The organism is Pedobacter sp. ASV28 (assembly GCF_016428855.1).
GTDB lineage: Bacteria > Bacteroidota > Bacteroidia > Sphingobacteriales > Sphingobacteriaceae > Pedobacter.
Genome location: NZ_JAELTN010000037.1, coordinates 22,704 through 36,558 on the forward strand (window position 1 = coordinate 22,704; position 13,855 = coordinate 36,558).

The 13,855-nt window shown below is 38.2% G+C and carries 12 protein-coding genes; 8 read left to right on the forward strand and 4 right to left on the reverse strand.

What is annotated here, in order from left to right; genetic code table 11:
- Positions 1–23 precede the first annotated feature (23 nt).
- Positions 24–542: a 5'(3')-deoxyribonucleotidase gene (locus tag JHD79_RS14205; protein WP_233164712.1), complete on the reverse strand. Its 519-nt coding sequence runs from the start codon at positions 540–542 to the stop codon at positions 24–26.
- A gap of 314 nt (positions 543–856) precedes the next feature.
- Between JHD79_RS14205 and JHD79_RS14210 the strand changes: the two genes are divergently transcribed.
- The 3 genes from JHD79_RS14210 (at position 857) to JHD79_RS14220 (ending at position 2,708) form a co-directional block, all read left to right on the forward strand.
- On the forward strand, positions 857–1,432 hold the full coding sequence (locus JHD79_RS14210) for a 30S ribosomal protein S16 (protein WP_199119968.1): 576 nt from the start codon (positions 857–859) through the stop codon (positions 1,430–1,432).
- 70 nt (positions 1,433–1,502) lie between these two features.
- The gene (gene rimM / locus JHD79_RS14215) at positions 1,503–2,030 is read left to right on the forward strand and encodes a ribosome maturation factor RimM (protein ID WP_199119969.1); all 528 of its coding nucleotides are present in this window, start codon (positions 1,503–1,505) and stop codon (positions 2,028–2,030) included.
- A gap of 39 nt (positions 2,031–2,069) precedes the next feature.
- Positions 2,070–2,708: a hypothetical protein gene (locus JHD79_RS14220; RefSeq protein WP_233164713.1), complete on the forward strand. Its 639-nt coding sequence runs from the start codon at positions 2,070–2,072 to the stop codon at positions 2,706–2,708.
- An 11-nt stretch (positions 2,709–2,719) separates the two neighbouring features.
- On the opposite strand, the gene JHD79_RS14225 is transcribed toward JHD79_RS14220, so the two are convergent.
- The gene (locus JHD79_RS14225; RefSeq protein ID WP_199119971.1) at positions 2,720–5,944 is read right to left on the reverse strand and encodes a polysaccharide lyase 6 family protein; all 3,225 of its coding nucleotides are present in this window, start codon (positions 5,942–5,944) and stop codon (positions 2,720–2,722) included.
- Between the two features lie 167 nt (positions 5,945–6,111).
- Between JHD79_RS14225 and trmD the strand changes: the two genes are divergently transcribed.
- The 4 genes from trmD (at position 6,112) to JHD79_RS14245 (ending at position 9,729) form a co-directional block, all read left to right on the forward strand.
- A complete protein-coding gene (trmD, locus tag JHD79_RS14230) occupies positions 6,112–6,786 on the forward strand; it encodes a tRNA (guanosine(37)-N1)-methyltransferase TrmD (RefSeq protein WP_199119994.1) in 675 nt (224 codons plus the stop codon).
- A gap of 135 nt (positions 6,787–6,921) precedes the next feature.
- Positions 6,922–7,269 (forward strand): 50S ribosomal protein L19, encoded by a 348-nt coding sequence (gene rplS, locus JHD79_RS14235; protein WP_199119972.1) that lies wholly within the window; start codon positions 6,922–6,924, stop codon positions 7,267–7,269.
- 94 nt (positions 7,270–7,363) lie between these two features.
- Positions 7,364–8,590 carry a Glu/Leu/Phe/Val dehydrogenase dimerization domain-containing protein gene (locus tag JHD79_RS14240; RefSeq protein WP_199119973.1) on the forward strand — a complete coding sequence of 409 codons (1,227 nt, stop codon included), beginning with the start codon at positions 7,364–7,366 and terminating at the stop codon, positions 8,588–8,590.
- Entirely contained in the window at positions 8,590–9,729 is a 1,140-nt protein-coding gene (locus tag JHD79_RS14245) for a mechanosensitive ion channel family protein (RefSeq protein ID WP_199119974.1), read from the forward strand. The genes JHD79_RS14240 and JHD79_RS14245 overlap by 1 nt, the downstream gene beginning before the upstream one ends.
- 351 nt (positions 9,730–10,080) lie before the next feature.
- Here JHD79_RS14245 and JHD79_RS14250 read toward each other — a convergent pair whose 3' ends face one another.
- Positions 10,081–10,740: a phosphatidylserine decarboxylase family protein gene (locus JHD79_RS14250; protein ID WP_199119975.1), complete on the reverse strand. Its 660-nt coding sequence runs from the start codon at positions 10,738–10,740 to the stop codon at positions 10,081–10,083.
- 140 nt (positions 10,741–10,880) lie between these two features.
- Here JHD79_RS14250 and JHD79_RS14255 point away from each other — a divergent pair, with 140 nt between their 5' ends.
- The gene (locus tag JHD79_RS14255; RefSeq protein ID WP_199119976.1) at positions 10,881–11,090 is read left to right on the forward strand and encodes a DUF3820 family protein; all 210 of its coding nucleotides are present in this window, start codon (positions 10,881–10,883) and stop codon (positions 11,088–11,090) included.
- A gap of 93 nt (positions 11,091–11,183) precedes the next feature.
- On the opposite strand, the gene JHD79_RS14260 is transcribed toward JHD79_RS14255, so the two are convergent.
- Complete coding sequence (locus tag JHD79_RS14260) at positions 11,184–13,547, reverse strand: TonB-dependent receptor (RefSeq protein WP_199119977.1); 2,364 nt, start codon at positions 13,545–13,547, stop codon at positions 11,184–11,186.
- Between the last annotated feature and the right edge of the window lie 308 nt (positions 13,548–13,855).

Consider the following 13,855-nt stretch of genomic DNA (forward strand, 5'->3'; position numbering starts at 1 on the left):
AAGTAAATAACTATTTCAAATGGCTACATCAATTTGTCTAATACCTGTTGCCAGTTATCTACACGTTCATATTCCGTCAACAGGAGATTATGTGGCGAAGTAAACAATAAGGGTCTTCCTTTAAAGTCTCTAAAATTCTTTATCCTGTCATCGATCATGATATCTACATTTACAATTTTTTCTCCACAAAAAACAATATGCTTCCAATCTATAAAAGGGAAATATTCTGTTAACCAATCCATTTTATCTTCTAAAGAGTTTCTAAATTCCATGGCAGCAGAAACCACATATATTTCATATTTTTCCTGCAGCTGCCTCACCGCCTCAACAGCCCCATCAACAACGGGAAGGTCGCGAAAAAAACCTTTTTCGTTGATATACTCGAACCATCTACCATTAATCTCTTCGGGTACATTTTGAAAAATTTCGGTACCAGGTGCGATGATTAAATCTAAGGGAACTTGATGATCTCTATGATAGAGTTGTATGAACTTATGGATCGGATTGGCAAGGACTTCATCCATATCTATGGCAATTCTCATACCATCAAATATCTATAAAACCTATGTCTTTTTTGTAAAGTAAATCTAATTTTCAGAGTTAATTTATACAGATCATGTGTAAATAAACCTGATGAAAGCGCCTCTATCCCGATTAAAATTGGGAATGGTAGCAGATAACAGGACTGCATTTGCGGTGAAAAAGCCACTTTTTTTTCCAACTCATCTTTTAGCTGAAAATGGGCACTCCCATAATTTTCACCATAGCTTGCTAATTATTAACATTTTACTTAACTTTGCAGCCCCGCAACATGAAGTTCCGGGAACTATGTTGAATACATAAACTTAATAAAAGAATGGCAACCAAAATCAGATTGCAAAGATTCGGTAAAAAAGGGAAACCTTTTTACCATGTGGTAGTAGCGGATTCTCGCTCTCCAAGAGATGGAAAGTTCATTGAGCGTTTAGGTTCATACAACCCTAACACCAATCCAGCAACCATCGAACTTAATTTCGAAAAAGCTGTAAATTGGGTACTTAATGGTGCCGAGCCTACAGATACAGCTCGTGCTATCCTTTCTTACAAAGGTGTACTTTACAAAAAACACTTAGAAGGTGGTGTTAGAAAAGGTGCTTTAACCGCAGAACAGGCAGATGCCAAATTTGCACAGTGGTTAGAAGGCAAAACAGGTCAAATCTCTGGAAAAACAGAAGGTTTAGCCGCTAGCAAAGCTGAGGCGCGTAAAGCAGCTTTAGCAGCAGAAGCTAAGAAAAATGAAGACAGAGCAGCAGCTATTGCAGCTAAAAACGCACCTGTTGCGGAAGAAGTTGTAGAAGAAGAAGTGGCCACTGAAGAGGCTCCAGCAGCAGAAGCTGAGGCAGCAACAGAGGCTCCTGCTGAAGAAACTCAAGCAGAAGATAAAGCTGAATAATTAACTTTACTTCAAAAGAAATAGCGTTTCGGGTAAAATCGGAACGCTATTTTTATTAACATTAAAGTCCATGACCAAAGAAGAATCATTTTATATAGGCTACATTACCAAAACCAAAGGATTAAAAGGTGAGCTCCAAATTTTTTTCGAATTTGACGAGTACCAAGAACTGGATCTTGATGTTATATTTCTGGAGCTGAATGGAAAAATGGTTCCGTTTTTTATTTCAAACCATAAATTGTACGAGAACAAAACTGGTCTGTTTTATTTTGATGATATTGACCATATTGATAAAGCGCAACCCTTGGTAAAGAAAAAAGCTTATTTACCGTTGAATAAAAAACCTGAACGTGACGAAGACGAGTTTTTCTATACCGATTTAAAAGGATTTATCGCCGTCGATGAAACACTGGGTGAACTAGGTGAAATTATAGAAGTGAATGAATATCCCCAGCAATTCGTAGCAACAGTGCTTTATAAAGAAAAAGAAATTCTTTTCCCCTTAAACGAAGATTTTATTGTGGAAATAGACGATGAAGAGCACATTCTTACTTTAGATTTACCAGAAGGACTATTGGACATCTACCTTAATCCTTAGCTTAGCAAACAAAATTGGCCTTATTTCAGTTGTACAATCATGAAATCGCTATATCTATTTTGGATTGGAATATTTTTTATTTTAACTTCTAGCTGCCATAGATCGGATAAGTTAGCAGATTCTTCTTTGTCGACAGATACTATTAAAACTACAAAAATCACCGATACTGTAGCTAATGAAGAAACGTTAAAAACGATTGCTACAGAAATTCTCACTACCTTAAAGGCCAAAGATTATACTACGCTAGCGGCTTACTTCCATCCCACAGAAAAGACATTGTTTTCTCCCTACGGTTTTATAGATATCAAGACGGCCAAAAAATTAACCAAGACAGAATTCATACAGTTGGTTAAAGATAAAAGGAACATTAACTGGGGAAATTATGATGGATCTGGAGAGCCTATAGATTTAACCATAGCCCAATACATGAACAAGTTCGTTTACAATGTAGACTTCTTAAATGCAGAAAAAACAGCCTACAACCAAATTATAGGCAAGGGAAATTCCTTAAATAACTTGAACGAGATTTTCCCGAAGTATCCATTTATCGAATATTACTTTAGCGGTTTTGATGAAGAATATGCCGGCATGGACTGGGCAAGCCTTCGTTTGGTTTTTAAACTGTATCAAGGTAATTATTATTTGGTAGCCATTGTACATGATCAATGGACTACCTAGCATATCTGCTTTTAATGGGCAATAATTAAAGGCAACGAAACTGCCGGTTTATTGGTTTCTATAACTCGCACAAAATATAGTCCTGCAGCAAACAAGTCCACTGGAACCGTATACCATGACACCCCTCTAATTACGGCTTCAAAAACAATCACGCCAATGGAGTTAACGAAAACTACTTTAGCATAATTTGTTGGAATGTATCCTAAGTTTACAGTAACGTCTTTACTAGCTGGGTTTGGATAAATTAGTACAGACTGATTACTTAGAATTTTAACCACTTTCTCCACTGAGTAATCAAATTTACCATCTTCATCCACTGCTTTAAGGCGATAATAATTATTGCCCGTTACCGGCGAAGAATGCCTAGCTTGGTAAACGAACTTGTTTTCAACTGCCAGCTGCTCTGCCACTTTTTTATAATCAGTAAAATCTGTACGCCATTCTAGTTCATAACGCTTTACATTTACTTGCGATGCAACATGCCAATTTAAGTTTACCTGTTGTTTGTTATAAATGGCATTAAATGACAATATCTTTACTGGCAATGTATTGAAATAATTATAGGAGAAGGCTACCGCATTAGGTCCAACATTATCTTCATCCAACGCACTGATCAGAATTGCATTTTCTCTGTCATACTCATCTGCCCCAATATCGGCTACCCCATTTCTACCTTGACTTTCGTTATCTTTTAGAACATAACTAAACGAGCCGACCGAAGCATTAATCGCAGGACTAGCCGAACTTAAGCGTAAAACTTTATTGGTTTTTTTTAATTCGCAACCAGTACCATTACAATTAGGCTGCTCTAATAACGGATTGATATTTTTAATTTGTACTTCGGGGACGGTGATACCAATGGTAGCTGTATTAGTGGTATACATGATGTTATTACTAAAAGCCACGCCAGCTAAAGAAGCGGTACTGTAAGCCTTTACAATTTGAGTGGCATCTTCCACCACCACATTATTTGTGATCAAGCAATTAATCGGGGCCTTATCATATTTATAGCCGATCTCGATATTCGATTTATTGTTCACAAAAGTATTAAAGGCAACCACAACCTCTTCTGGCACATAGTGCTTAGCCAAATCTGTCGGATTTTCCACGTTAAATGCATCGCCATTGGTAATGGTAATTGCAGCATCGAAAACACTTCCCGTTAGACCTGAAAAATAGTTATTGAAAATTTTATGATTTTTGCCATAAACCCTAACACCACCACAGCCAATAATGCTGGTATTGCCATTCTCATTGGTATAACTTGCTGTTTTTCCCTCTCCGAAGAAATAATTTCCCTCTACCACGCTATTATTGCCCTGTCGCAAACATAACGTACCTAAGGACCTCCTGAAAGTATTATATCTTATGGTATTCGCAAAAGACTTTACCGATACAATTTCCGGATCGCCGTCACAATCTTCAAAAAGATTATATTCTACTACAGTGTAACCGTTACTTTGAGAAAGTGTGCTTACGCCGATACGAATGGTTTCCTTTTCATTTTCTTCCCTTGGGCCATTATTCCTAAAAATATTATAGCTAATCGTATCATGTTGGGTTTGCTGATTGATATTTCCATCTAACAGTATAAACTTGCCCGATTTCGTTTTCCCTTCGAATAAATTATAATCAATCTTGTTATGCCCAGATTTTAAGGGGGCTGTACTTCCAAAAGTATCGCCAATATAAAGCCAATTGCAGGAAGCTATATTTGTTTCATCAAGAGCAAAACTATTTCTCGTAATGCTAACCCTGCTGCAGTTTAACATTTTAATTCCCGTTCCAACATTTGCACTTTTAAACGAGAACCCTTGTAGGGTCAAATACTGGAGTCCATCTAAAACAAGAGCAGTTGCGCCATTTAATATCGCTTGCCCCTGGTTTTTAGCTTTGATGAGGATTGGCCGATTGGGACAAGCGGAACGGTTAATGGTTAAGCTGCTTAAATCATAGGTGCCGTTTTCCACCAAAATAACATCGCCAGGATTCATTGCCGAAAGCGCGGCCTTAAATTCGGCTACGGTACTTACGTTACGAGTGATTCCAGGTGTAGTGTTAATGTCCACCGTTGCCCCAATAGACATGTCGGAAGTGACGATAAACGTTTTTGATACCTGAGTACCAGATAAGCTTCCTGTCCAACCATTAAGCTGATAACATGACGCTGTCGTAATTGTAGCAGTAACTGTAGTTTCACTAGAATACTTACCATTTGTTGAAGTTGGCGATAAGGTGATCAAGCCATTTGAAGGTTGCACTACCGTAACGGTATAGTCTGCAGGAGGAGCGGTATGATCTACAGCTACATTGGCCCCAATAACCATATTGGTGGCAATGTTAAATGTTTTGGTCAATTCCGTGCCAGATAAATCTCCAGTCCAACCGTTATTAATATAACCTTGCGGTAAGGTTAATGTAGCGGTAACCTGATCATTAACCTGATAACTAGTCTGAGAAGGACTTAGGTTAATGGTACCATAGCTCGGTTGTTCAACATTAATAATTCTGGCTGTTGGCGATGATAAAAATGAAATATCGGCAATTGGATTTTTACCTATATAAACATCATCAATAGCGAAATCAGAACTGGCCACCTGCGTATCGGTGGTGTGATTAATTCTTAAAGCATGAAACTCCTTAAAAACAGCAGCCCTATTTCCGCTCACTGTTGGATTATAGGCTTCTCTTAACGAAAACTCAGTAGCATTTAACATCCCATTAAGAGCTATCCGAAATTTTTCGGATACAAGGTCTGTTTTTATTGAGATCCTGAGCCAGCTATTGCTTGCCCAAGTACCTACATCCACAAAAGAACTCCCATTTGATACCCTAATTTTATTATCGACAGTGAATTCAACCACGTAAATTCTTTTTAAACTACCTCCATACTGGTCATATGCGGTCAAGTAGATGCCTTTAGTAACAAAAGAAACAGGGTTGATCCACATATCCGTATAAAACACCTCTCTAATACCTGTTTCTACACCAGAATAGGCGTTGTAATTGACTAATAACGCAGATGATGCATTACTAAAGTTTAAACTATTAGTTCCCGTTTTTGCTTTTGAGTTGCTCACTATGGAATTCCCTGCCGCTACCGTCCATAAACCTTGGCCATTTATTCCCCCCAAAGCATAGATTGGTGATTCGAACGATGTTTTGATAACAGTTTGCGCCAGCGAAGACAACTGCAAAAACAGAAGCCCTGTTAAAAAGTAACTAATTGGTTTCATGAAAGGTATATTTGGTTGACCAAAAATTGGTAAACCAAATATAATGACTTTAACATAAAAACAAATTTATAATCGCTTTTAAAATATCGCAGCTCATCTCTTTACTTCTATCGTTAATGCTTTTTAGAAATTACGTTAAACTTCTTGCAATGCCGTATATTTGCCCCATGCGTTTTGATATTATCTCTGTATTACCCGACTTGTTAACCAGTCCTTTTGCCCATTCTATTTTACAAAGGGCCCAGACTAAAGGTATTGCCGAAATTGTAGTACACAATCTACGTGACTATGCCACTAACAAGCAAAAAAGTGTAGACGACTATCCTTATGGCGGTGGCAGTGGCATGGTCATGAGCATTCCTCCCTTTGCCGCCTGCATCGAAAAACTAAAGTGCGAACGCAGCTACGATGAGGTGATTTTCATGAGCCCTGATGGGGAAACGCTAAATCAGACCATCGCCAATGGCCTATCTATAAAAAAGAACATCATTATTTTATGTGGGCATTACAAGGGTATTGATCAACGCATAAGGGATATCTACGTAACTCGAGAAATCTCTATTGGCGATTATGTACTGTCTGGCGGAGAATTACCTGCTGCCGTTTTGGTAGATGCGGTAACCAGGTTAATCCCTGGTGTACTCAATGATGAGACCTCTGCTTTATCGGACAGCTTTCAAGGAGAATTATTAGATGCCCCCATCTACACTAGACCAGCAGATTGGCAAGGACATAGGGTACCAGATGTATTATTAAGTGGCCACGAAGCTAAGATAAATGAGTGGCGTCATGAAGAAGCCCTTAAACGTACCCAACAACGGAGGCCAGACCTTTTAAAGTAAAACATAAACCATTTGAAAAGAGGAAAATATACATTTTCAAATATTTTTAATATTCGCTTTTATTTTCAAAATATATTTCCTAATATTGCAGTCCGATTTTAAACAATACAAAAATCGGCTTAATAGCTTAAAATCATGGATTTAGTAAAATTTGTAGAAGAACAGGTAAGCACTAAAAAAGAATTTCCTTCTTTCAAATCAGGAGATACCATTAGTGTCCACTATAAAATTCGCGAGGGTAACAAAGAGCGTATCCAAATTTACCAAGGTGTTGTTATTCAACGCAACAGTGCTGGTGCCAACGAAACTTTTACAGTACGTAAAATTAGCAATGGCGTTGGTGTGGAACGTATCTTTCCTTTCAGTTCTCCAAACATAGAGAAAGTTGAAGTCAACAGTCACGGTAAAGTTCGTAGAGCTAAATTGTTCTATCTACGCAGCTTAACTGGTAAAGCAGCACGTATCAAATCTTTAAGAAAGTAATTTTTCTTAAAACAAAACATATAACCTTCACGATTAACTTCGTGGAGGTTTTTTTGTTTATATCTTTGCAGGTACCAAATAGAGACCAATAATAATGAAAGAACTTTTAAAAAAGTACGAAGAAAAACAACCGGAAATTGTTTTTGAATGGAAAGATAAAGAATCGGAAGCCGAAGGATGGGTTGTGATCAATTCGTTACGTGGTGGTGCAGCCGGTGGTGGTACCCGAATGAGAAAGGGCCTGGATAAAAGAGAAGTAGAATCCCTGGCAAAAACCATGGAAGTGAAGTTCACCGTCTCAGGACCACCCATTGGCGGTGCCAAATCGGGCATTAATTTCGACCCTGCCGATCCGCGCAAAAAAGGAGTGCTTGAACGTTGGTACAAAGCCGTAATGCCATTATTGAAAAGTTATTATGGCACTGGGGGCGATCTAAACATCGACGAGATACATGAAGTTATTCCCATTACCGAAAACTATGGCCTTTGGCATCCTCAGGAAGGTGTAATTAACGGCCATTATCAAGCTAGGGAAAATGAACGTATCCATCAAATTGGACAATTACGCTATGGCGTTTCAAAAGTCCTTGAAGATTTAAGCTATACGCCCGACATCAAGAGAAAGTACAAAGTGGCCGATATGATTACGGGTTATGGCGTTGCCGAATCCATTAAACATTTTTACCATATCTGGGGTGGTGAACTCCATGGGAAACGGGCCATTATACAAGGCTGGGGCAATGTAGCTGCTGCCGCAGGCTATTACCTATCACAACAAGGTGTTAAAATAGTTGGCATCATTGATCGCGTTGGCGGTTTAATCGACCCAAAAGGCTTCACACCATCTACAATTGCCGAATTATTCAATAATCGGGTCAACAACACCTTAGTTTCCGAACACTTACTTTCTTTTGATGAAGCCAATGAAAAAATATGGGGAATGGGTGCAGAAATTTTTGTACCAGCCGCAGCCTCCAGGTTAGTCAAACAAAATGAAGTAGATCAATTGATCAAAGGTGGCATAGAAGTGATCGCATGTGGTGCCAATGTGCCATTTGCAGATAAGGAAATCTTTTTCGGTAGTATTATGGAGCATGCCGACAATCACCTTGCCGTTATTCCAGACTTTATTGCCAATTGTGGCATGGCTAGGGTATTTGCCTATCTCATGCAACGTAACGTAGAAATGAGTGATGATGCCATCTTTTCAGATGCTTCCAACATTATCTACAATGCCTTAAAAGCAATACACCAGAATTCGAACAAAAAAATAAATTTATCAAGAACTGCTTTTGAAATTGCATTAAAACAATTAGTATAATGGAAGTTAACTTTTTCGAACAAATCTTTTGGGGCAATACCATAAAGCAGTATTGCATTTTTGCAGCTATCATCCTGATAGGTCTTTTCTTTAAAAGAATAGTATCCCGCTTACTTAGTAAGCTGGTTTTCAAACTCTTCAAAAAATTTGCCGACGAGGTTAATTCCGAAACCTTTATATCGCTGCTGTTAAAGCCAATAGAGTTTTTCATTACACTTTCTACCCTATACATTGCCATTAACCAGCTAAAGCATCCATTAGAAGTTACTTTTTTCCATTATAAAAAAATAGTAGATAAAGTAAAAATAAATGAAGCTTTTACCATTGGCGAATTCATTGACAAGATTTTTCTTTTCCTGATCATTCTGTCTATTTTCTGGATTGTACTTAGAATGGTCGATTTTATTGCCCATGTACTTTTGGTACGTGCCGCTAAGACCAAAAACAAATCCGACGATCAGCTTGTACCTTTTATCAAGGAGCTGTTAAAGTTCATCATCGCTTTTATTGGTTTCTTCGTACTATTGGGTTATGTTTTTGAAGTAAATGCAGTAAGTCTCATAACTGGCTTGGGTATTGGAGGTATTGCCATAGCCATGGCTGCCAAAGAAAGCTTGGAAAACCTGTTAGGTTCTTTCCTGATCTTTATGGACAAACCCTTTACCGTTGGCGATGTGGTAAAGGTAGATGGTGTTGAGGGCACTATAGAGCGTGTAGGCTTCAGAAGCACTGTGTTGCGTAGCACAGACAAAACAACCTATGTAATTCCCAATAGATCGATGATAGACGGTGTGCTAGAGAATATTACCATGCGCAACGCCCGTCGGGTAAAGTTCGATATCGGCCTAACCTACGAGACCAGTTCCGAATCCGTAAAGAAAATCATTGAAGAGATTAACCGTTATTTAAAGGAACATCCCGGTATTACGGATGGCACTGTTGCCCTCGACTCTTTCGGCGATTCATCATTAAAGGTGCAAATCATCTATTTAGTTCCAATGAAAAAAGAGTTTGACCTGTTAAAAATCAAGGAAGAAGCTAATTTTAAGATCATTGAGATTGTACAACGCAATGGATCTGAATTTGCATACCCAACACAACGTACCGTAGGCGAAAATACAGCGCCCGCAGGTAAGTAATCTTTTGTTTAGAAAGCCAATTATAAAAGCCCGATTAATTTTAGTCGGGCTTTTCGTTTCAATCTTTTTTACATTTTACGCCATTCCAAGTAACGGAGTAATTTTATGCAAAAGCATTTTCATGTCTATGACAAGCCCTAAAAATAAATTTATTTATAGCTCTTTGCTACAGGTCAGAGTGGTGTTACATTTGCAAAATCCATCATGCTGATCCGATACCTATCGGATTTATTTCAGCATCAGCTTTTAAACCAGCTTTAGCTCACTATTAATTCGAAGACCAAGGGAAACCACAAAAAAGCCTCTTGAGTTTCAAACTCACGAGGCTTTATATCGCTGCCGATTAATTTTTTAGCTTAATTCTCCAAGCACAGTAATGCCACCTTTTACCACTTGATCCAATTCTAGATTAACCTTAGTACCTAAAGGGAGGAAGATATCAACTCTAGAACCAAATTTGATAAAGCCGAATTGTTCATTCTGCACTACTTGGTCACCTTCTTTCACATACCAAACAATACGACGGGCCAAAGCTCCTGCAATTTGACGGAACAATACAGGTGTTCCATTTTGATGCTCCACCACCACTGTTGTACGTTCATTCTCTGTACTCGATTTTGGATTCCAAGCAGCCAAATACTTACCCGGGTGATATTTAAAAAACTTAACTACTCCAGAAATGGGATTTCGGTTGATATGAACATTTACGGGAGACATAAAGATGGAAACCTGTAGGCGCCTATCTTTAAAATATTCTCCTTCTTCAGTCTCTTCAATCACCACTACCTTGCCATCTGCAGGACAAATAATCAGGTTATTACCGTTGGTAAAAGTACGCTTCGGATTTCTAAAAAACTGTAGTACAATAACAAATAGCGCAAACGATAGAATATAGACAAACCATCTCAGCCAAGTAATATCTGCAAATTTGTAATCTACAAATGCATTGATTACAAATATAAAAAGTACGGTTAGCGCAATGGAGGTGTATCCTTCTTTATGTATTGTCATTTAATTCTTTTTTAGTTTAGTGCAAAACTCGTAAAAAATTATAATAAATCATTATAAATATAACGTATAGTTATATTTATAAGCGAACTGTTCCTGAATTGAAATACTGCCCCTTCCCTAAAAATGTCTACCTTTAAACCATGAACCCACAACTTTTGAAGGACTTGGTGACCATGCGAATGCCTTATGGCAAATATCAAGGCAGGCTGTTGTGTGATTTGCCAGAGCCCTATTTAGTATGGTACAATGAAAAAGGTTTTCCCGCTGGAAAATTAGGGATGTTGCTGGGTACACTTTATGAGATCAAACTTAATGGGCTAGAATATCTTTTGCAGCCGTTGAAGAAGTAACTTAAAAGAAAACCTCGTAGATCTAAAACCTACGAGGTTTATGGGTTTCTCGGCCCACTACTTTATGCTCGAAATGACGACCGCTCTATCAAACTAAAATTTCAAGTTCAAGCTCAACAAGAAATTACGTGTAGCTTGTGGGTAAAAGTACTTATATCGACCAAAATCTCCGTTCGATAAATAGGCCCCGCTTCCACCATTTGACTCATACCTTACATTAAAAATATTGTTCACCAAAAAGTTTAAGCCTACATTTTTAATACCAGGCAAAGATAGATTATAGGTTAAACGCACATCGTTCACGAAGAAGGCATCCAAAACCCGATCACTAGCAGAAGTATTATCTAAGTTCTGTTCACCTACATATTTACTGATTAAAGCTATCCCCGCATTTTTATACGAATAAGCAAATTCATTTGAAGCCACAATTTTTGGGGAGTAAGCAATATTGGTATTGTTATAATCAAAAGTCAACAAATCCCCATCTATGGTATCATCATAAACATATTCCGTAAAGTTTTTGATCTTGCTTTGACTTAAGGTAGCCGTTGCCGTCCACGAGAAGTTTTTAACGATCTGCCAACGGGCATCGAATTCTAAACCTATCCTATAACTGTTTGGCACATTTTGACGGGTTTGCCCTCCTACATCATTTAATTTGCCTGTATTGATAAGCTGATCTTTGTACAACATGGCAAAACCATTTATGCCAGCTGTTAGTTTGGCCAATTGAGTTCTATAGCCAAACTCAATATCGGTTAAATTTTCATGTTTGGGACGTGTATTTACATTCGAATCGGTAAAGTCTCTGCGATTAGGCTCCTTATTCCCCACTGCAACTGAAGCATATACATTGCTCTTGTCCGTTAGGTTATAGGTTAAACCGAATTTGGGGTTAAAAAATTCCAGACGGGCACGCTGTTGGCCAGGATCTGCATTTTCATCTAGGCCAAAGTAAGAATAGAAAATATTCCGGTACTGCAAATCAGCAAATATATTCAACTGGCCTAGCTGATAGCTTACTCTACCAAAAATATTGAAATCGCTCTTAAAAGCATCATTATCGTCATACCTATGTCTAATAGAACCACTTCCATTATAATTAGCAAACTGCGCCCAAATTACTTCATCAAAGTGTTTACCATCATAGCGATTATAAGCTCCGCCCAAAGTAAAATTCAAGTTAGTTTTTGGCGTGTATGTCAACGAATAGGTCAATCCATAAAAATCGTTGTCCAACCATAAACGACGCACCAAATCAGATTTAGAGATGGTGGTCCCTCCAATTATAACCGGATCTATCTGATAGTCTGACAACGTTCTATCTTTCTTAAACTCTTCATAATAGCCTCTACCATAGGTATAATGCAAAGCTGCATTAGCGACCAATTGCTTCGTAATATTACGGGTATAAAATAACTGATAGTGATCCTGTTGGTAGTTATCCGTTTGATTATCGTACGTAAAATCGTTATGCCTACGGTTAGTCTGCAACATTTCTTCACTAATACCATTCCAAGCTTGATAAGTTTTCTCCGTTCCGCTGAATACATTTAAACGTAAAATATCATTTTTACCATAATAAGCACCCGTTACAAAAAAAGATTTCAAGTTCGACGAAGCCCTATCTACATAGCCATCAGACTTAATCCTCGACAAACGTGCATCAAAACTAAACTTATTATTAATCAAACCAGTTCCTGCGCTTACCGTGTTTCTCCAAGTTTCGTACGAACCATAAGTATTATTCAGTTCAGCATAGGCCGAATCCCTACGCGTAGTCGTTTGTATATTTAAACTTGCGCCAAAGGCTCCTGCCCCGTTGGTAGAAGTTCCTACGCCCCGCTGGATTTGTATATTATCAACAGAAGAAGCCAAATCGGGCAAGTTGATAAAGAAACTACCTTGGCTTTCCGCATCATTTAAAGGAATGCCATTCAAGGTCACATTGATCCTTGTAGCATCGCTACCCCTTATCCTCAGACCTGTATAGCCGATTCCCGCACCCGCATCTGAAGTCACCACTACAGAGGGGGTTTGATTCAATAAATAAGGCAAATCCTGACCTTGATTTACCTTCTCTAAATCGGCTCTTGTAAGATTTTTATAAGTAAATGCTGCATTTTTGGCAACCCTTGTTGCACTGACCACCACTTCATCTGCCACAAAAGCCAAAGGGCTCAGGGTAAAGTCTGCCGTAACATGACCAGAAAGCTGAATATTCTTTTCTTGCGTAGCAAAGCCCAAATAACTCACTACAATCTGATAATTTCCTGCCGGCAAATTGCTAAACTCATAAAGACCTGCGCTATTGCTGGCTGCCGTAAACAATTTGTTTTTTAACCTGATACTTGCACCAGAAAGTGCCCTACCATTTGTTTCAGTAATTTTTCCTGAAATTTTGAATTGAGCCCACGAAAAAACAGGACACAAAACTACAGCTAACGCTGCGATCATTAATTTTTTCAACTTTTTGTTGTTTTTAGTTAAACCTGCCGACAGTAGGGGTTACTCCCGACTTTAGTTAAACTCCATAAACCATTCCCTACGCCAGCATTATCTGGATCAGGTGCATTTAAGTTTAAGGTTTAAAGTTCAAAGTCTGAGTTGTTCAAACTTTTTGCTTTTCACTTTTTACTTAAAATGGGTATGTTCTCAGCCTTTATTTGTGTTTTATGCAAAACAAGGCACCCCTTATTGATGCTACAAAGGTATTATTTTTTTTGAATAGCCAAACCGTTCCTGTTAATAAGGAGATTTAGCTA